Origin of the sequence: Novosphingobium taihuense, from assembly GCF_007830315.1 — a bacterium.
GTDB classification, from domain to species: Bacteria; Pseudomonadota; Alphaproteobacteria; order Sphingomonadales; family Sphingomonadaceae; genus Novosphingobium; species Novosphingobium taihuense.
The window spans coordinates 36,076-55,763 of the sequence record NZ_VLKJ01000015.1 but is presented as its reverse complement, the minus strand read 5'-3'; the positions used below and the strand labels follow the sequence as shown (position 1 = coordinate 55,763).

Below are 19,688 nucleotides of genomic sequence, written 5' to 3'. Positions count from 1 at the left end.
AGCCGACAGCCCGTACTCGGTGTCGTTGGCCAGTTCGATCGCATGGGCCTCATCGCGGGCCCGGATCACGCCGACAACCGGGCCGAAACTCTCGTCGCGGAACAGCTTCATGTCCTGCGTCACGCCATCGACGACGTGGGCGGGCATCAGCACGTTGTGCGTGGTTTCGCCGCCCGTCAGAACCTTTGCGCCCTTGGCCACGGCATCGTCGATCAGGCTCTGGCAGTGTGCCACAGTCTTGGCGTCCACGACGGCACCAAGCGGCGTTGTCCCCTCGCGAGGGTCGCCCACGGCCAGCGTCGCGACCTTGGCCTTGAACTTCTCGGCGAAGGCGTCGGCGACGGCATCGACGACGATGATCCGCTCGGTCGACATGCAGATCTGACCCTGGTTCATGAAGGCGCCAAATGCTGCTGCCTTCACCGCCTCATCCAGATCAGCATCATCCAGCACGATCAGCGGCGCCTTGCCGCCCAGTTCGAGCAGGCAGGGCTTGAGGTGCTCGGCAGCGCGCTTGGCAATGATCCGGCCAACAGCGGTGGAGCCGGTGAAATTGATCCGCCTTACCTCGCCCGCATCGATCAGCGCGCCCACAACCTCAGCCGCATCCTTCGGCGCATTGGTCACGACATTGACCACGCCTTCGGGGAAGCCCGCTTCGGCAAAGGCCTCGATGATCAGCGCATGGGTGCGCGGGCATTGTTCGGAAGCCTTGAGGATCACGGCATTGCCGCAGGCCAGCGGCACGGCGATCGCACGCACGCCGAGAATGATCGGCGCATTCCACGGCGCAATGCCAAGGATCACGCCAACCGGTTCGCGCAGGGCCATGGCCAGGCACCCCGGCTTGTCGGAAGGAATGACCTCGCCGGAAATCTGGGTTGTGAGCGCAGCGGCTTCTCGAACCATCGATGCCGCAAGGCCGAGGTTGAACAGCGCCCAGCCCTTGGTCGCTCCGATCTCGCCCATCATCGCCTCGACAAAGGCATCGGCCTTCGCCTCAAGCGCGCTTGCCGCCTTCATCAGCACGGCGCGGCGGGCGTTCGGCCCCATCCCGGCCCAGGCCGGAAAGGCAGCCCCTGCCCTGGCTGCAATCGCCGGAATGTCAGATGCCTGCATCGCCTCGGCGGTTGACGCGACAGCACCGGTCATGGGGTTGATGCGTTCGAATTGCATGTCTGCTCTCCCTATCTGTTATGATTTATAGCAATTTTGAATTTGCGCCGCAACCGGCGAAATGACGCCACGTGTTACCTGACCTTTTGTGCAGGAAACGCATGCTTGAAGATGGACCATCACGCATCGCTGCAGCGAACCTAACTTCATGAAATGTATAGCGTTACAGCCTAAAAGGCATTGCCAGACGAGAACGTCAGCATGCCTCATCAATTAACTCGATTGCATTTATTGCAACTGTGTACGTATGTTTCGCACTTGCACAACAGGGGAGCTAAGCCCATTTCGGTTGGGCCTTTCAGGCATCCTCTCCCAAACTTTTCAGGGCCGCCCGGCAACGGTGCGGCCCATTTTTTGGCTGAGAATACTGGCCGCCAGTGCGCGATCAGCCGTGCGGCAGAATCACGCTTCGCCCGATGACACTGCGGGATTCCATGGCGCGATAGGCCTTTTCCCAGTCCTGCATGGAATAGCAGGCATCAACGTGCGGCACGATCGAGCCGTCCGACGCCAGTTTATGGACGCTCTCGAGATTTTCGGCGCCCCGCTCCGGGAAGCGCCGCCCATATTCGCCTGCGCGAACACCGACTACGGAAAATCCCTTTATCAGGGGTATGTTGGCTCCGACCTGGGGAATGCGTCCACCCGCAAATCCGATCACCAGCAGTCGTCCGTCGAAAGCGATACATCTGGTCGACTCGTCGAATACGTCGCCACCCACAGGGTCGAACACCAGATCGGCGCCATGGCCATCGGTAAGCGCGAGCACCTGTTCGCGAAAGCCGGCAGCCCCGTCGATTACGTGTGCTGGACTGTAAAGACGGGCTATCGCCTCTCGCTTTGTCTCCGAAGAGGCAACCGCGATGACCCTCAAGCCCAGCGCAATGCCAAGATCCACTGCGGCGAGACCGACGCCTCCGGCCGCTCCATGCACGAGCAGCCAATCACCTGCCAGAGCCTGGCCACGACGCACAAGCGCAACCCAGGCTGTCAGATAGGCAGCCCGCAAGGAGGCCCCTTGCGCCATTGACAGCAAGCCCGGCAGCGACATCAAAGCATTATTCGCAAAGACGCCATATTGCGCCACGCCCCCCGTCAGCCCGCCGGTGATCACACGATCTCCTGCGCGCCAACGGCTTCCTTCGGCCGCTTCGACAACGACGCCTGCCGATTCCATGCCGGGCACGAAGGGTAGCGGCGGCTTGGCCTGGTAACCGCCACGCGTCATCAACAGGTCCGGAAAGCCGAGTGCCGCAGCCTCGATCCTGACAAGAACCTCTCCTGCAGCAATCTGCGGAATGGGTAGTTCCGCAAGCTTTGTGCCGCTGAGATCATCGGCGAGTTCGTGCACCTGAAGGGCCAGCATCTTGTTCATGGTGTTCTCCCAAAATGACACTGAACGATTTGACCGGTCGCACCAAGCTGCCCCTTATTGACCGATCACTGCAAAAAAGTTGCGCCGGGATGCTGCAGTGCACCGAAGCAATCTGGGCAAGCGTGACCTCGAAGCACTTTCTCGCCCACACCCTTTACCGCCCTGCTGCAACTCGCTGACAACAGCCAGAAAATTGAACACCTGTCCTAAGTCGATCGCGGGGTGCCCAATTCCACTGCCGCTAAGAGCTGGTTTCAAAGGTGTGCAGATTGCTGCGGGGCACAAGCAAAAACCCCAGAAAACCAACGCCTTCCCCGCCAAATCTGCTTGTTCAAAGCCCGTACGAGGTCTATTTTAAGCATGGATCGAGCCAACGGGGCAAACCCGGCGATCCATCAAAAAGGGGAGGTTGGCAAACGGCCTTCTCATAAAAAAGACAGTACGCAGGAGAATACCCCATGAAGATCCTTCTCGCCGCCACCGCGGCGGTCGGCTTGCTGTCTGCACCGCAGATTGCTTTTGCCGCTCCCGCTCCCCAGACCGTGAACATCTCGGTTTCGGCCGATGGCCTTGACCTGACACGGCCGACTGACATGCGTCGCTTTCGCAACCGCATTGCCGACGCCGCAGCCGAAGCCTGCGATCCCTCGGACCGCATGATAACCACGCCCATGCCTGATTATCGTTGCCGCCGCGCTGCCATCGCGAGCGTCGAACCGATGGTCCAGGAACTGGCTCAGGCCGCACGTACCGGCACCATGGCCCGCCGCTGAGCACGCATTCCGGCTTCCCGCAGGTCTCCGGCGCACCGTTCCCTGGATGCGCGCGTAGATCGACGGGATGCTAGCCCAGCGCCGGACGTGGAGGCATGCCCCTCCCGGCCGGCGTTGTCGCGTCAGGTACCCAGAACCTTTATCGCCACAGCTGCAGCGGCCGCGCGCGTTTCGACACCGAGCTTTTCGTAGATCCGCTCCAGGTGCTTCTGCACGGTGCGCGGGCTGATCGCCAGGACCTCGGAGATCATCCCGTTTGACTTGCCGTAGCTGATCCACAGCAGCACCTCAGCCTCGCGGTCCGTCAAAGCGAGCCGCTGCTGAAGCTTGCCCACGTCTGCTTTCGGATTGAGCTCGTTGAGCCGGATGAGCAATTCGCTCTCGCGGTATTGCGCGATGACGACCAGTTCGAGCGCGCCCTCTTCCTGCTCGATCCGCGCCGTCGCTCCTGTGGCATTGCGCCCGATCAACCGTGCGAGCGGCCCGCGCAGGACATCGGGAAGCGGGCCCTGCTCCTTGTTCCAGCCAGGACTGACACGACTGATTGCCTGCTCTGCCAGCGGCGTGCACCACAGCAGCGAACCCTGCGTATCAGTCGCCATCATGAGCCGCCCGGTTGCATCAAGTCCCGCAGCGCCCGCCTGCATGGCGCGCGCATGGCCCAGATGAACGCGGACACGAGCGAGCAATTCATGCACGTTCACCGGCTTGCGCAGGTAGTCGACCCCACCGACCTCGAACCCCTCGATCACATGCTCGCTCTCGGTCAGCCCGGTCATGAACATCACCGGCACGTGCACCAGTTCAGGCCGCGCCTTGATCCGCGCGGTCGTCTCGAAACCATCGATCCCCGGCATGACCGCGTCCATCAGGATAAGATCGGGCGTTATATGCTCGAGCAGGTCGAGTGCTGCCGTTCCTGAAATCGCCACGAGCACGGTGATACCGGCTCCCTCCAGCGTGTCGGTGAGGAATCGGAGGGAATCAGGCTCATCGTCCACGACGAGAACGGTATCGCGCCGTGCGCTAACGCCACTCATCGGGCAACTCCTCAAGCATCCGCCCCATCGCGGCAAGATCGAAACGGTCGAGGCAGTCGTAAAGTCTGGCAGCCAAGGGGGCTGCCGCAGGATCGGCCTGCTCGAGACTTCTGATCTCGCCTTCCAGCGCACGCACATGGCCGATCCGCACCAGTGATTTCAGCCTTTCGGCATGCTCGCGCGCAGCAGCGGCAATGCCATCGCTGCAGCTTGAAAGAACGTTGCTCTGACGGAAATTGCCACTGTCCGACGTGATCCAATCCAGGCTGAGGTGCCGCCCGAGCGAATCGATCAGTGCCCCGAGTTCCACCGGTTTTAGCAGGAAGGCGTCATGGTCAGCCTCGCGCCCCGATTGACCGTGTCGGTCGAAGGCATTGGCCGAGAGCATCAGGATCGCAAGCGAACGACCATGTAAGGCCCGCAAGTGCCCGGCCACCTCCCACCCGCTCATGCCCGGCATGCTCACGTCGCAAATCACTGCATCGAAGCGTCCTCTCTCGGCCAGTGCGATAGCGGTCTGGCCATCGCTCGCTTGCGATACCTCGAAGCCCACTTCGGCCAACGTCGTCCGCAAGACGCTCAGATGATCAAGGTCGTCATCGATCAGCAGGATTGATCGACGCGGGCCACGGTAGCCCACCGGCCGCACTCGATCTTTCGCACGATCGACCATCCCCGACACCGGCGGAGCCATCAGACGGATGCTGAAGCGGCTCCCCTCGCCTACCCGGCTTTCAAGCGTGAGTTCACCGCCAAGCATGCGCACAACTGCGCTGGTGATTGCCAGGCCAAGTCCCGCCCCTACGCGCTCGGCGTCGCCATCGACATCGGCGCGCTCGTAGGGTGCAAATATCCGCTCCTGCCGTTCAGGCGCGATCCCCGGCCCGGTGTCGTGTACTTCAAAAGTCGCGATCTGGCCGGACCACTTGAGCACAAGCCGTATCGCGCCCGCCTGAGTGAACTTCACCGCGTTGGAGACGAGATTGATCAGTGCCTGCCGCACGCGGCGCTCATCCATCCGCACGAACTCGGGCAGCCGATCCGGCAATTCGCACGAGAACGCGAGGCCTTTCTGCGTGGCGAGCGGCGCGAACATTTCGGCCACCTGCTCCACCAGCGCGCCAAGACGGATCACGCCATTATCGATCCTCACAACGCCCTGCTCGACCGATGCGATATCGAGCAGCCCTTCAACGAGGTTGGTAAGGTGTTCCGCACTCCGGCGGATCACACGTGCCGCGTCCTGTGGGTCGACGCCTGCCCCACGCTCAACCAGTTGGGCGTAGCCGTAGATGGCATTGAGCGGCGAGCGTATCTCATGGCTGACGTTGGCAAGGAAGCGACTCTTGGCGCTGTTGGCTGCCTCGGCAGCGGCCAGTCTTGCTCGAAGATCGTCAAAATCAGCGGGCGGACGCTGGGTGCGCAAGCGCAGCAAGACGCTTGCTTTCTCGATCAGTCTGTTTCCGCCCTCACGGAAAGTGACCATTGCAACGACCCCGCATGCCCGTGTTGTCGTATGGGGCACTTACGGTTTGTGCACTGCAACGCAAACAAACTCAAGCCCTGACGGCGAGGTGCCCGGCAGGAATGTGAGCGTTCAAATAAGCTGGTCGCGCTGCAGACGCTGCATCAGGCGTTCTGCCACCGAGTGGCGGATCGCCTTTCCTTCACGCAGCTTGACCCATGTGTTGAGGCCTATTCCGAAGTGATTCTGGATCACTTCGGGCTTCTGGCTCTTCAGCACCGAAGCCATTTTGTGGACGACAGCAGGCTCGACTTGAGTGAGACGCGGCGTGGTCATGTACCCTCACGAACTATGGTTTCTGCCGACACCATATTTTTTGCACTGCACGAGAGGACATACGTCAAATGCCGCATGTCATTCCTTGACGACTGTCATAATTTTAAACGCTATCGTGGCGTTGGATGCGCAAACCACTCTACTTGCGTGACGAATCCGGTCCGCAGCCCTAAAGTCCTCGCAAGAGCAGAAATCGGGGATTCAAAATGGCAACACTCGCGGCAAACGATCAACTGGTGCGCTACAACGCGGTGGCCCGAACACTCCATGCCGTGATTGCCGCCATGGTCATCTTCAACCTCGTCACCGGGATCGCGGGCGATGCGATCGAAGACATCTGGCAGCCATTCCCCGCCCACAAGGCGACCGGCATCCTGATTCTCCTGCTTTCGCTTGGGCGCCTCGGCTGGCGCTTCACCTGGACCATGCCCGACTGGCCGAGCACGATGGGCAGCCTGAAACGCAAGATTGCTCGGATCACCCATGTCGGGCTCTATGCGCTCATGCTGATCGTACCGATCACCGGCTGGATCTTCTCGTCAGCCGGCAAATACCCGCTCTCGATCTACGGACTGTTCGATTGGCCCAAGCTTGCCGTGGCCAAGGGCTCGGCCCTTGCCGATGCAGCGCATGAAGGCCACGAAGTGCTTGGCTTCCTCATGGCCGGCCTCGTTGTGCTGCACGTCGCGGCGGCCCTGCATCACCATTTCATCATCAAGGACAATGTCTTGCGCCGAATGCTCTGATGCGCAGACGTATTCTGACCGACAAACAGCGGTGAAACACGTAAGTGCCTCCCACAAGCGATTGGGGGGCCGATGCAGATTGCCAAGACTGGTGCGTTCCGTCTGGTCACATCCCAGCCCGCTCGCAATCCCCGCTTGCCCATTTCCCCAAGCGTCGCCTACCTTCCGGTCCGGGAGTACGATGCAAGGTTTTGCCCGCTTCGAGCGCAGCAGCGCGGAAAGGTTAGGCACGCCACCATGAAAGGTCGGTGCAACAGGCGCCGGTCAGCGGGCACGAATGTCGGCCTGCGTCCGGCACCAAGCAGGGTGGGACTTGTGCGATGAACCTCGAGAAAACTTCAACCGCCAGCGAGATCGACGCGAAGATCATCGACGTGCTGCGCCACCGCGTCGGCAAGGACGAGCGCGCGGCAAAGCCGCACGACTGGTACACGGCCACTGTCCTCACCCTGCGCGATGCGATCATCGACCAGTGGATGGAATCAACGCGTGAGACTTACGAGAAGGGCGGCAAGCGGGTCTATTACCTCAGCCTCGAATTCCTGATCGGCCGCCTCCTGCGCGATGCCCTGTCGAACATGGGCCTCACGCGCGACATGGAAAAGGCCTTGCGCGAACACGGGTTCGACCTCGCCGCGCTGGAGAACCTCGAACCTGATGCTGCGCTGGGCAATGGCGGTCTTGGACGCCTCGCCGCTTGCTTTATGGAAAGCCTCGCCAGCCTCGGCATCCCTGCCTACGGCTATGGCATCCGCTACGTGAACGGCATGTTCCGCCAGCGGATCGACGATGGCTGGCAGGTCGAACTGCCCGAGACCTGGCTCAGCCACGGCAACCCCTGGGAGTTTGATCGCCGCGAAAGCGCCTACATCATCGGCTTCGGCGGCGAAGTGGTCGAAACCGGCGACGGCGTGGAATGGCGCCCGGCTGAAAAGGTCGAGGCAAGCGCGGTCGATACCCCGGTCGTCGGCTGGCGCGGCAAGCGCGTCAACACCCTGCGCCTGTGGACCGCACACGCCTTCGATCCGCTGCGTCTCGATGCCTTCAACGCCGGCGACCACATGGGAGCGATGGCCGAACAGGTCCGTGCCGACAGCCTCGTGCGCGTGCTCTACCCCGCGGACTCCACCCCCGCCGGACAGGAACTGCGCCTGCGGCAGGAGTACTTCTTCACCTCCGCGTCGATCCAGGACATCGTGCGCCGTCACGTCCAATTCCACGGCGACATCCGCACCCTGCCCGACAAGGCTGCGATCCAGCTCAACGACACGCATCCCGCGGTGGCCGTTGCCGAACTGATGCGCCTCATGGTCGACGTCCACGGCCTTGAGTTCAATGAGGCGTGGGAAGTGACCAAAGCCACTGTCGGTTACACCAACCACACCCTCTTGCCCGAAGCGCTGGAATCCTGGCCGCTCCCCTTGTTCGAACGTCTGCTGCCCCGCCACATGCAGATCGTCTATGCGATCAACAGCCGCGTTCTGCGTGAAGCCCGCAAGGCCGGAATGGACGATGCCGCCATCGCCGCGATCAGCCTGATCGACGAAGGGGGCGAACGCCGCGTGCGCATGGCCAATCTCGCCTTCACCGGGGCACACAGCGTCAACGGCGTGGCTGCGCTGCACACCGATCTGATGAAGACCACCGTCTTCTCCGATCTGCACAAGCTCTACCCCACCCGCATCAACAACAAGACCAATGGCGTCACGCCCCGTCGCTGGCTTCAGCAGTGCAATCCCGGCCTGACTTCGGTGCTCAAGGACGCGATCGGCACCGCATTCCTTGACGATGCCGCCAAACTGGCAGACCTCAACGCGCTGGCCGATGACGCCGCGCTCGGTGAGCGCATTGCCGAGGTCAAGCGCTCGAACAAGATCGCGCTGGCCAAGCACATCAAGGAATTGACCGGCGTCCGCCTCGATCCTGACGCCCTGTTCGACGTGCAGATAAAGCGCATCCACGAATACAAGCGCCAGCTGCTCAATCTGGTCGAAACCGTAGCGCTTTACGACCAGATCCGCAGCCACCCGGAACGCGATTGGGTGCCACGCGTGAAGATCTTCGGCGGCAAGGCCGCGTCGAGCTATCACAACGCAAAGCTGATCATCAAACTGGCCAACGACATCGCCCGCCGGGTCAATTCCGATCCTTCGGTCGGCGGGCTGCTCAAGGTCGTGTTTGTGCCGAACTACAACGTCAGCCTTGCCGAGAAGATCATTCCGGCCGCAGACCTGTCCGAACAGATCTCCACTGCCGGCATGGAAGCCTCGGGCACCGGCAACATGAAGTTCGCCCTTAACGGCGCGCTGACCATCGGCACACTCGATGGTGCCAACATCGAGATCAAGGACCACGTCGGCGATCCCAACATCGAAATCTTCGGCCTCACCGCCGATGAAGTCGAGGACAAGCGCGCGAACGGGTACAACCCCCGCGCAGTGATCGAAAGTTCGCGCGAATTGCAGCAGGCCCTCGCCGCCATCGCCACCGGCGTGTTCTCGCCCGATGATCCGGACCGCTACAAGGGCCTGATGGGCGGCATCTACGATCACGACTGGTTCATGGTCGCCGCAGATTTCGACAGCTACCACGCCGCCCAGCGCAACATCGATCGCCGCTGGGAACAGCAGGCGGCATGGCGCGCTTCGGCTATCCGTAACATAGCCAACGTAGGCTGGTTCTCGTCCGATCGCACGATCGGCGAATATGCCCGCGACATCTGGGGGGTCTGACGACCGCAATGAAACCACCGGCGAGCGCCATCGAAGCCCTTCTGGACGGGACGCACGCCGATCCTTTCTCGGTTCTCGGCATCCATGAGGGGCCGGACGGGGCTTTCGGTCGCGCTGTCCTGCCCGGCGCGGAAGAGGCCGTGGCATGGTCGCTCTCGGGCAAGAAACTGGGCAAGCTGAAGCGCGTTGACGGACGCGGGCTGTTCGAAGGCAAGGTCACCGGCCCGCGCCAGCCGGTGCGCTATGCCTGCAAGGCGGGTGCCCACGAATGGCTCGTTACCGACCCCTATTCGTTCGGCCCCGTCCTTGGTCCTCTGGATGACTTCCTGATTGCCGAAGGCACGCACTTGCGCCTGTTCGACAAGATGGGCGCCCATCTCATCGAGCATGAAGGCGCAAGCGGCGTGCACTTCGCCGTCTGGGCACCCAACGCGCGGCTTGTCAGCGTCGTCGGCGATTTCAACGATTGGGACGCACGCCGCCATCCCATGCGTCGTCGCGTCGATATCGGCGTCTGGGAAGTATTCATCCCCGACATCGGCGAACACCGCACATACAAGTATCGGGTCGTCGACGCGGATGGGACCGTCCTGCCACTCAAGGCCGATCCCTATGCGCAAGCAGCCGAGTTCCGCCCGAGCACGGCCTCGATCACCGCCCATCCGGTCAAGATGGACTGGGGCGATGCCGATCACCGCGCCCACTGGGCCAGCATCGATGCGCGCCGCCAGCCCATGTCGATCTACGAAGTCCATCCGGGCTCATGGCAGAAGCCGCACGATGAGGGCTTCTACACGTGGGACGAGCTGGCCGATCGCCTGATCCCCTATGTAACCGAGATGGGCTTCACCCATATCGAGTTCCTGCCCGTCTCCGAACACCCTTACGACCCTTCGTGGGGTTATCAGACCACCGGCCTCTATGCCCCGTCGGCCCGCTTCGGCCCGCCCGAGGGCTTTGCCCGTTTCGTCGATGGTGCGCACCGCGCAGGCGTCTCGGTCCTGATCGACTGGGTGCCCGCCCACTTCCCCACCGACGAACACGGCCTCGTCCGCTTCGACGGCACCGCGCTCTACGAACACGAAGATCCGCGCCTCGGCTTCCACCCCGATTGGAACACGCTGATCTACAACTTCGGCCGCCGCGAAGTGGTCAGCTTCCTCGTCAACAACGCCCTGTTCTGGGCCGAGCGCTACCATGTCGATGGCCTGCGCGTGGATGCCGTCGCCTCGATGCTCTACCGCGATTACTCGCGCAAGGCGGGCGAATGGATTCCCAACGAGGAAGGCGGGCGCGAGAATTGGGAAGCGGTCGAGTTCCTCAAGGCAATGAACCGCGCGGTTTATGCCAGCCATCCGGGCTTCCTCACCATCGCCGAGGAATCAACCTCATGGCCCGGTGTCAGCAAGCCCGCCTTCGCAGAAGCCCCGCGTGAGCACCTCGGCTTCGGCTTCAAGTGGAACATGGGCTTCATGCACGACACGCTCCAGTACATGGCGCGTGATCCGATCCACCGCCGCTACCACCACAACGAAATCACGTTCGGCCTGACGTACGCCTTCAGCGAAAACTTCGTCCTGCCGCTGAGCCATGACGAAGTGGTCCACGGCAAGGGCTCGCTCCTCACCAAGATGAGCGGCGACGATTGGCAGAAGTTCGCCAACCTTCGCGCCTATTACGGCATGATGTGGGGCTATCCCGGCAAGAAGCTGCTGTTCATGGGGCAGGAGTTCGCCCAGCGCCGCGAATGGAGCGAAGCGCGCTCGCTCGACTGGGATCTGCTTAAGGCCCCCGCACACGAAGGTGTCCGCCGCTGGGTGCGCGATCTCAACCGCGTCTACACCACCCGCCCCGCCCTCCACGCCCGCGATTGCGAAGGCGAATGGTTCGAGTGGCTGGTGGTCGATGATGCCCAGGCCTCTGTTTTCGCCTGGGTGCGCAAGGCACCGGGGGCAAAGCCGGTTGCGGTGATCTGCAACATGACGCCGCAGGTCCATGACAGCTACCGCCTGCCCCTGCCCCACGATGGTGCATGGCGCGAAGTGCTCAACAGCGATGCGCAGGACTATGGTGGCAGCGGCATCGGCAATCTCGGGCAGGTCACGGCAGAAGGCGGCGCGGCATTCGTCGTGCTTCCGCCGCTGGCTACCCTCATGCTGGAATTCGAAGGTTAAAAGAGGACGGAGAAACGGGGATGCGCGAAACTTACTCTCAGCCGCTGGCCCGCGATGCGATGGCCTATGTCCTTGCAGGGGGCCGTGGCAGCCGGTTGAAGGAACTGACCGACAATCGTGCGAAACCCGCGGTCTATTTCGGCGGCAAATCCCGCATTATCGACTTTGCCCTGTCCAACGCGATCAACTCGGGCATTCGCCGCATCGGCGTCGCCACGCAGTACAAGGCGCACTCGTTGATCCGCCACATGCAGCGCGCGTGGAACTTCATGCGCCCCGAACGCAACGAAAGCTTCGACATCCTCCCCGCCTCGCAGCGAGTCTCTGAAGATCACTGGTACGAAGGCACCGCCGATGCCGTGTTCCAGAACATCGACATCATCGCCTCCTATGCGCCCAAGTACATGGTCATCCTGGCGGGCGATCACATCTACAAGATGGATTACGAGCTGATGCTCCGCCAGCACGTCGAAAGCGGCGCTGACGTGACGATCGGCTGCCTCGTCGTGCCGCGCATGGAAGCGACCGGCTTTGGCGTCATGGCCGTCGACAAGACCGACACCATCACCGATTTCATTGAAAAGCCCGCCGATCCTCCCGGCATTCCCGGCAACGAGGAGATGGCACTGGCCTCGATGGGCATCTACGTCTTCGAGACGAAATTCCTGTTCCAGATGCTGCAGGAAGATGCCGACGATCCCAATTCGTCGCGCGACTTCGGCAACGATATCATCCCCAAGATCGTAAAGAACGGAAAGGCAGTCGCCCACCGTTTCACCAATTCGTGCATCCGCGCGGCGGAGGAAATCGAGGAATATTGGCGCGATGTCGGCACGCTGGATGCCTACTTCGAGGCTAACCTCGACCTCACCGACGTCGTCCCCAAGCTCAACATGTACGATCGCGACTGGCCGATCTGGACCGACCAGATCATCGCCGCCCCCGCCAAGTTCGTGCACGACGAGGAAGGCCGGCGCGGCATGGCGATATCCTCGCTGATCAGCCAGGACTGCATCGTCTCTGGCGCTGTCGCCAAGCGCAGCCTGTTGTTTACCGGCGTAAAGATGGGTTCGTTCTCCTCCTGCGAGGAAGCCGTGATCCTGCCCTACTGCAACATCGGCCGAGGCGCGCGGCTTAGCCGGGTAATCCTCGATTCCGGCGTGCGCATCCCCGAAGGGCTTGTCGTTGGCGAAGACCCGATCCTTGACGCCCAGCGCTTCCGCCGTACTGACAGCGGCGTCTGCCTCATCACCAAGCGGATGATCGACCAGTTGGCATGAGCGTGAAAGTCCTCTCCGTCGCCTCCGAGGCCGTGCCGCTGATCAAGACCGGCGGCCTTGCCGATGTGGCGGGCGCGCTGCCCTCGGCGGTGGCACCGCACGGGGTGGAAATGACGACCATCCTCCCCGGCTATCCCGCTGTCATGAAAGCGCTTTCCCGCCCCCGCGCCTTGCACGCGTGGGACAGCCTGCTCGGCGAGAAGGCGCGGTTGGTCGGCGGCAAGATCGACGGGCACCCCTTGCTGGTGGTTGACGCTCCTGCCTATTTCCAGCGCGATGGCGGGCCTTACGTTGACAGCTCGGGCCGCGACTGGGCGGACAACTGGCGTCGGTTTGCCGCCTTCGGCAGAGCAGCCGCCGACCTTGCCGGTGGCGCGGTAAAAGCGCGCAGTTTCAACGTCCTGCACGCGCACGACTGGCAGGCGGCGATGGCGTTGGCCTACCTGCGTTTCGCGCCGCCCGCCGGGGGCAAGCGCATTCCATCGGTCATGACCATCCACAACATGGCATTCCAGGGCCACTTCGGCGCAGACCTGTTCCCGGCCCTCGGCCTCCCGCCCGAAGCGTGGGCGATGGACGGGGTGGAGTATCATGGCGGCGTGGGCTTCCTCAAAGCGGGCCTCGAGGCAGCGAGCATGATCACCACTGTCAGCCCGACTTACGCGCGCGAGATACGTACGCCCGAATTTGGCATGGGCCTGGAAGGACTTATCGTCAGTCGCGGGGACCGCGTAAAGGGTATCGTCAACGGCATCGACACCGCCCAATGGAACCCGGCAACCGATCTCCAACTCTCCGAGGCATACGGCCAACTCTCGAAGGCAAACGGGCAACTCTCCCTGGGCAAGCGGGTAGCAAACAAGCGCGCACTGGAGGCAGAATTCGCACTCGATGAGGACGATGGTCCTCTCTTCATCGCCATCACCCGTCTCACCTGGCAGAAGGGCATCGACGTTCTTCTGGAGTGCATCGATCACCTCGTCGGCCTCGGCGGCCGCCTCGCGCTCCTCGGCTCGGGCGACAAGGCCATGGAGAACGCATTCCACGCCGCGGCCATGCGGCACCCCGGCAAAGTGGGCGTGCGCACGGGTTATGACGAGGGCCTTTCCCACAGGATGCAAGGCGGCGGGGATGCGATCCTCGTGCCCTCGCGTTTCGAGCCTTGCGGCCTGACCCAGCTCTATGGCCTCGCCTATGGCTGCGTGCCCGTGGTTTCGCGCACCGGAGGCCTTGCCGACACCGTGATCGACGCCAATCTGGCGGCGGTCATGGGCGGCGTGGCGACTGGCGTGCAGTTCGATGGCGTGAATTACGCGAGCCTTGCCGACGCGATCAGCCGGACTGTAACGCTCTATGGTCAAAAGGATGTCTGGCGTGCCATGCAGCGCGCCGGAATGAAGACCGACTTTTCGTGGAGCCGCTCGGGTAAGACCTATGCGGGCCTCTATGCCAGCCTGATCGCGGAGGACCAATGACCCGTACTGTTGCGTCGACACCTTATGCGGGGCAGAAGCCCGGTACATCCGGCCTGCGCAAGAAAGTGAAGGTTTTCCAGCAGCCCAACTATGCGGAGAACTTCATTCAGGCAGTGTTCGACGTCGTAGAGCGCGATCCTGGTAGCACCCTGGTGCTCGGCGGAGACGGCCGCTACCACAACCGCGAAGTGATCCAGCAAGCGATCCGCATCGCTGCCGCCAATGGCTACGGCAAGGTGCTGGTCGGCAAGGGCGGCATCCTTTCGACCCCTGCCGCGTCCAACGTGATCCGCAAGTATGGCGCTTCGGGCGGGTTGATCCTCTCGGCCAGCCACAACCCCGGCGGCCCTGACGAGGACTTCGGCATCAAGTACAACATCGCCAACGGCGGCCCCGCGCCCGAGGGCGTGACCGAGGCGATCTATGCGCGGACGCAGACGATTGACCGCTGGCTGACGGTGGATGCCGCAGATGTGGACCTCGACACGGTTGGGTCGACGAAAGTCGCGGGGCTTACGGTCGAAGTGATCGATTCCGTGGCCGATTATGCCGAGCTTATGGAATCGCTGTTCGATTTCAACGCCATACGAGCCAATGTTGCGGCCGGTTTCACTATGTCGTTTGACGCGATGAGTGCCGTCACCGGCCCCTACGCGTCGGAAATACTGGAAAACCGCCTCGGCTTCCCCACGGGCACCGTGCGCAATGGCGTGCCGCTGGAAGACTTCGGCGGGCACCACCCCGATCCCAACATGGTCCACGCGCACGAACTGTTCGAGACCATGTTCGGCGAGAACGCCCCCGATTTCGGCGCGGCTTCCGACGGCGATGGCGACCGCAACCTGATCGTGGGCAGGCATCGCTTCGTCACGCCGTCAGACAGCCTCGCCATGCTTGCTGCCAACGCCCAACTCGCACCCGGCTATGCCAGCGGCCTCAAGGGCATTGCCCGTTCGATGCCGACGAGCGCTGCAGCCGACCGCGTGGCCGAGGCGCTGGGCCTGCCGTGCTTCGAGACGCCCACAGGGTGGAAGTTCTTCGGCAACCTGCTCGACGCAGGCATGGCAACGATCTGCGGCGAGGAAAGCGCCGGGACCGGCAGTGACCACGTGCGCGAGAAGGACGGGCTATGGGCCGTTCTGCTCTGGCTGAACATTCTCGCCGTGCGCAAGATCAGCGTGGATCAGCTGGCGCGCGAGCACTGGGCGAAGTTGGGGCGCAACTATTATGCCCGCCACGACTACGAGGCCCTGCCGACGGACAATGCCGATGCACTGATGGACGAACTCAAGGCTTCGCTGGCAACTCTGCCCGGCAAGTCGTTCGGAACGCTGGAAATTGCCGAGGCTGACAACTTCTCCTACCTCGATCCGGTCGACGGCTCGACCAGCAGCAACCAGGGCGTGCGCGTGCTGTTCGTGGGCGGATCGCGCGTGGTGTTCCGCCTGTCCGGCACGGGCACCGAAGGCGCGACCTTGCGCGTCTATCTCGAACGCTATGAGCCGGTCGGCGGCGATCTCGATCGCGAAACGCCGGACATGCTGGCCGACCTCATTGCAGCGGCGGACGCCATAGCGGGCATTACCCGCCATACGGGACGCACTGCGCCAGATGTGGTTACGTGAAGCCAGGGGTTGAGATCAGCGACGGGCGAACCCGCTTCACCGTCCGCTCCCCCAATGCTCAAGCCCTGACGCTCTGCCTGTTCGGAGACGATGCCGAGCAGCGCGTGGCGATGGCGCGGAAGGGCGAGAATTGGACCGTCGAGATTGCCCGCGACTTGCGCGGCACACGCTATGGCTACCGTGCCGAGGGCGAGTGGAATCCCGCTGCCGGGCTGTGGTTCGATCCGGCGAAGTTGCTGGTCGATCCCTATGCGATGGAACTCGACCGGCCTTTCGTGTTCGATGTGAGCCTGTCGGCATACGGCGTGGATACTGCTGCGATCGTGCCCAAGGCCGTGGTCACCGCGCCCGCTGACGTAACTCCCGAACCGCCGCTGTTCAGACATGGTGGACTGATTTACGAACTCAACGTTCGCGGTTTTACCATGATGCACCCCGAAGTGCCCGAAGCGCTGCGAGGGACGGTTGCAGCCCTCGCTCATCCCGCAATCGTCGACCACCTCAAGCGGCTGCATGTCTCGGCGGTAGAACTCATGCCCATCGTCGCGTGGATCGACGAGCGGCACCTGCCCCCACTCGGCCTGACGAATGCATGGGGCTACAACCCGGTTGCCATGATGGCGCTCGATCCGCGTCTTTGCCCCGGCGGCGTGGCGGAACTTCGCGATACGGTAGCGGTGCTGCGCGCGCATGGTATCGGCGTGATCCTTGACGTGGTGCTGAATCACAGCGGAGAGTCCGACGTTCTTGGCCCGGTTGTCTCGCTGCGCGGGCTGGACGATGCGGCCTATGCCAAGGCCCCCGATGGATCGCTGATCAACGATACCGGCTGTGGCAACACGCTGGATTTCGGCAATCCTGCGGTGCGCGAGCTGGCGCTTGAGACCTTGCGCCACTTCGTCAGGCACTGCGGCGTGGACGGGTTCCGCTTCGATCTTGCGCCGATCCTTGCGCGCAGCCCCGGCTTTGCCGCTGACGCGCCGATCTTTGCCGAGATTTCTGCCGATCCCCTGCTGGCCGACCGTGTGATGATTGCCGAGCCTTGGGACATCGGCCCGGGCGGCTATCAGTTGGGAAATTTCCCAGGCAATTGGCTGGAATGGAACGACAGGTTCCGCGACGATGTCCGCCGGTTCTGGAAGGGCGAGGCTGGCGTCGATGTGCTGGCGACGCGGATCGCAGGCTCGGCCGACCTGTTCGGCAAGACCTGCCGCTCGGTCAACTTCCTTGCCGCGCATGATGGCTTCACGCTTGCGGACACGCTCGCCTACGAACAGCGCCACAACCATGCCAACGGCGAAGACAATCGTGACGGACATGGCGAGAACTTCAGCTGGAACAGCGGCGTGGAAGGCCCGACCGACGACGCGCAAGTCCTTGCACGTCGCGCCGCCTATGCCCGCGCGCTGCTGGGCACGCTGTTCGTATCGACAGGCACGATCATGCTGACCGCGGGCGACGAGTTTGGGCGCAGCCAGCGGGGCAACAACAATGCCTATGCACAAAACAACGCTATCACATGGATCGATTGGAACGGCCGCGACCGGGCGCTGGAGGCTGACGTCTTTGCGCTGGCGGCGTGGCGTGCCGAAAGGACTTCACTGCTCACGCAGTTCCCCGAGACTGGCGAATGGCGCAGGCTCGACGGGCCCATGATGCATCCCGGTGATTGGGAGTGGTCAAGGACGCCCGGCTTTTCCTGGGAATGCGAAGCCTATGGTTTCCGGGTCGACCGGACCGCGCCCGAAGCCGGTCCGGTCACCCGCTCAGGCACCGAGGCGACGCAAGGCGCGGTCGGGGTGGAAGGAGCCTAGCGGCGCGCGCTGGCTGCTTTCGAGAGCGACCGGCTTGGGCAGCAACTGGTTGAGCAGCAGACGGCCGAAGGTCCATTCGCCAAGTCCGGATTCGGCGTTGATGTGCCCTGCCTCACCAGCATCGGCAAAGCCGCAGCCCCATGTGCGTGCCAGATGGCGTGCCTGCCCGATGCCCATGTAAGGATCGTCGCGGCTCGCGACGAGGATCGATGGGAACGGCAGTTCGCCGTTCGGGAAAGGCGCGAAGCGGGTCAGGCGGCGGTCGATCGGGCGTACCTCGACATCAGGGGGAGCGACAAGCAATGCTCCCAGTACCCTGCCATCAGCAGGCTTTTCGAATTCTGCCCACCATGCGACGGCAAGGCAGCCGAGGCTGTGCGCGACAAGGACGACGGGGCGATCGGACCGATGGACCGCGAGATTGATCTTGTTGACCCAGGTGTTGCGATGCGGATCGTCCCACAGGCCAAGGTCGATGCGGCGGCAATCGGGCAGATCCTGCTCCCACTGCGTTTGCCAGTGACCGGGGCCGCTGTTGCCAAGGCCCGGAACGGTGAGGATCAGCGGGTCCTGCGCCGCTGAAAACGAGCGTTGTTGAGTCATGGTGCTGTCTCCTGAAGCGGAAAGCCGGTCGACTCGGTTTACGTCCCGACAACTTCAGAGATAACTCAACTGTTTTGATAGACAAGGGCCCTGCGCCAGATTGCAGGCAGCTTGCGTCAGGCCGTTGGCGGCGAAGTCCACGCCCGCTCCTTGCGGAAAGCGCCTGCCGTCTGGCCGGTGCGCGCCTTGAAGAAGCGGGCGAAATAGGCAGGGTCGGCAAAGCCCAGTGAATAGGCAATCTGGGCTACGCTTGCGCCCGAAAATGCGAGGTTGCGGCGGGCCTCGAGAATCAGGCGGTCGTGCAGGATTTCGGCCGGTGGCTTGCCCGTAAGCAGGCGGGTGGCGCGGGTGAGCGTGGAGGCCGTGGTGCCGAGCATTGCAGCGTATTGGCCGATCGGCAGGTGATCGCGAAAGTATTGTTCGGTCAGGCTGCGATAGCGGGCGACAAGCGGTTCGTGCCCGCTCCCGTTGCGGGTGTCGTGATCGTGCGAGGCAGCTTGCGCCGCGATGGCGAGGATCAGCGCGACTTGCGCCAGCACGGCAGGGCCGACGGCATCGCCCTGCCCAAGGAGGCTCGACAGATCCGCGAGCAGCCAGCCGAGGCGTTCGATGGTCTGCGACTGTGCACTCAAGGATGCGGCAACGGCGGAACCGCCGATCTGCTGCAGGCCTTGCAGAAGACCGACAAGCCTCGGGTCATTGGCAAGGTAGGAGGCGAGCGAGAGCACCCAGCCTTCGGCCCCAGCGTCGAAGCGGAAGGCGTGGACGCATGAAGGCGGCACGATTACCTGCGCAGGTGCATCGAGCCGCTGCGAAGCCGCCTCGCCATGGAGCGTGACGCCACCGGACTGGAGCAGCAGGAACTGCAGCATCTGCGGGTGAGCGTGCGGCTCGATTGTCCATTCGTGCAGGGTGGCTCGATCACGGATACGTTCAAGGTGAACGAACTCCGGAGGCAAGGAAATACCCTTTTCCCCGTAAAGCGTGTAGCGACTGAAGCCCTTTGCCTGCATGTCCGACAGTGTTGCAGGTTGCACGAAAAGTGCAAGATTTTGCGCGCAGGTTGCGTCGTCT

At 62.8% G+C, this 19,688-nt stretch carries 15 protein-coding genes; 8 read left to right on the top strand and 7 right to left on the bottom strand.

Annotated features, from left to right (window positions below):
* The coding region (locus tag IQ25_RS19305) for an aldehyde dehydrogenase family protein (protein WP_144907919.1) at window positions 1–1,176 on the bottom strand (1,176 nt) is incomplete at its 3' end.
* A gap of 385 nt (window positions 1,177–1,561) precedes the next feature.
* Window positions 1,562–2,542 (bottom strand): NADPH:quinone oxidoreductase family protein, encoded by a 981-nt coding sequence (locus IQ25_RS19300; protein WP_181447289.1) that lies wholly within the window; start codon window positions 2,540–2,542, stop codon window positions 1,562–1,564.
* Window positions 2,543–3,009: 467 nt separating this feature from the next.
* On the opposite strand from IQ25_RS19300, the gene IQ25_RS19295 reads away from it, so the two are divergent.
* Window positions 3,010–3,324, top strand: coding sequence for a UrcA family protein (locus IQ25_RS19295; protein ID WP_144907917.1), 315 nt, complete (start codon window positions 3,010–3,012; stop codon window positions 3,322–3,324).
* A gap of 122 nt (window positions 3,325–3,446) precedes the next feature.
* On the opposite strand, the gene IQ25_RS19290 is transcribed toward IQ25_RS19295, so the two are convergent.
* The 3 genes from IQ25_RS19290 to IQ25_RS19280 all read right to left on the bottom strand — a co-directional run bounded on the left by IQ25_RS19290 (window position 3,447) and on the right by IQ25_RS19280 (window position 6,165).
* A complete protein-coding gene (locus IQ25_RS19290; protein ID WP_144907916.1) occupies window positions 3,447–4,364 on the bottom strand; it encodes a response regulator transcription factor in 918 nt (305 codons plus the stop codon).
* Window positions 4,351–5,850: an ATP-binding response regulator gene (locus IQ25_RS19285; RefSeq protein WP_144907915.1), complete on the bottom strand. Its 1,500-nt coding sequence runs from the start codon at window positions 5,848–5,850 to the stop codon at window positions 4,351–4,353. The genes IQ25_RS19290 and IQ25_RS19285 overlap by 14 nt, the downstream gene beginning before the upstream one ends.
* A gap of 111 nt (window positions 5,851–5,961) precedes the next feature.
* Entirely contained in the window at window positions 5,962–6,165 is a 204-nt protein-coding gene (locus IQ25_RS19280) for a hypothetical protein (RefSeq protein WP_144907914.1), read from the bottom strand.
* Between the two features lie 206 nt (window positions 6,166–6,371).
* On the opposite strand from IQ25_RS19280, the gene IQ25_RS19275 reads away from it, so the two are divergent.
* The 7 genes from IQ25_RS19275 (at window position 6,372) to glgX (ending at window position 18,011) form a co-directional block, all read left to right on the top strand.
* Window positions 6,372–6,911, top strand: a complete 540-nt coding sequence (locus IQ25_RS19275; RefSeq protein WP_144907913.1) for a cytochrome b — start codon at window positions 6,372–6,374, stop codon at window positions 6,909–6,911.
* Between the two features lie 320 nt (window positions 6,912–7,231).
* Complete coding sequence (locus IQ25_RS19270; RefSeq protein WP_144907912.1) at window positions 7,232–9,643, top strand: glycogen/starch/alpha-glucan phosphorylase; 2,412 nt, start codon at window positions 7,232–7,234, stop codon at window positions 9,641–9,643.
* An 8-nt stretch (window positions 9,644–9,651) separates the two neighbouring features.
* The gene (gene glgB / locus IQ25_RS19265; RefSeq protein WP_144907911.1) at window positions 9,652–11,817 is read left to right on the top strand and encodes a 1,4-alpha-glucan branching protein GlgB; all 2,166 of its coding nucleotides are present in this window, start codon (window positions 9,652–9,654) and stop codon (window positions 11,815–11,817) included.
* A 20-nt stretch (window positions 11,818–11,837) separates the two neighbouring features.
* Complete coding sequence (glgC, locus tag IQ25_RS19260; RefSeq protein ID WP_144907910.1) at window positions 11,838–13,097, top strand: glucose-1-phosphate adenylyltransferase; 1,260 nt, start codon at window positions 11,838–11,840, stop codon at window positions 13,095–13,097.
* The gene (gene glgA, locus IQ25_RS19255; protein ID WP_144907909.1) at window positions 13,094–14,572 is read left to right on the top strand and encodes a glycogen synthase GlgA; all 1,479 of its coding nucleotides are present in this window, start codon (window positions 13,094–13,096) and stop codon (window positions 14,570–14,572) included. The genes glgC and glgA overlap by 4 nt, the downstream gene beginning before the upstream one ends.
* Window positions 14,569–16,197 (top strand): alpha-D-glucose phosphate-specific phosphoglucomutase, encoded by a 1,629-nt coding sequence (locus tag IQ25_RS19250; protein ID WP_144907908.1) that lies wholly within the window; start codon window positions 14,569–14,571, stop codon window positions 16,195–16,197. Before glgA ends, IQ25_RS19250 begins: the two co-directional genes overlap by 4 nt.
* Window positions 16,194–18,011, top strand: a complete 1,818-nt coding sequence (glgX, locus tag IQ25_RS19245) for a glycogen debranching protein GlgX (RefSeq protein WP_144907907.1) — start codon at window positions 16,194–16,196, stop codon at window positions 18,009–18,011. The genes IQ25_RS19250 and glgX overlap by 4 nt, the downstream gene beginning before the upstream one ends.
* Here the strand turns inward: glgX and IQ25_RS19240 are convergent.
* Together IQ25_RS19240 and IQ25_RS19235 are read right to left on the bottom strand one after the other, a co-directional pair.
* A complete protein-coding gene (locus tag IQ25_RS19240) occupies window positions 17,964–18,614 on the bottom strand; it encodes an RBBP9/YdeN family alpha/beta hydrolase (RefSeq protein WP_144907906.1) in 651 nt (216 codons plus the stop codon). The two genes, glgX and IQ25_RS19240, sit on opposite strands and share 48 nt — an antisense overlap.
* Window positions 18,615–18,730: 116 nt before the next feature.
* Window positions 18,731–19,651 (bottom strand): helix-turn-helix domain-containing protein, encoded by a 921-nt coding sequence (locus IQ25_RS19235; protein WP_158637803.1) that lies wholly within the window; start codon window positions 19,649–19,651, stop codon window positions 18,731–18,733.
* Between the last annotated feature and the right edge of the window lie 37 nt (window positions 19,652–19,688).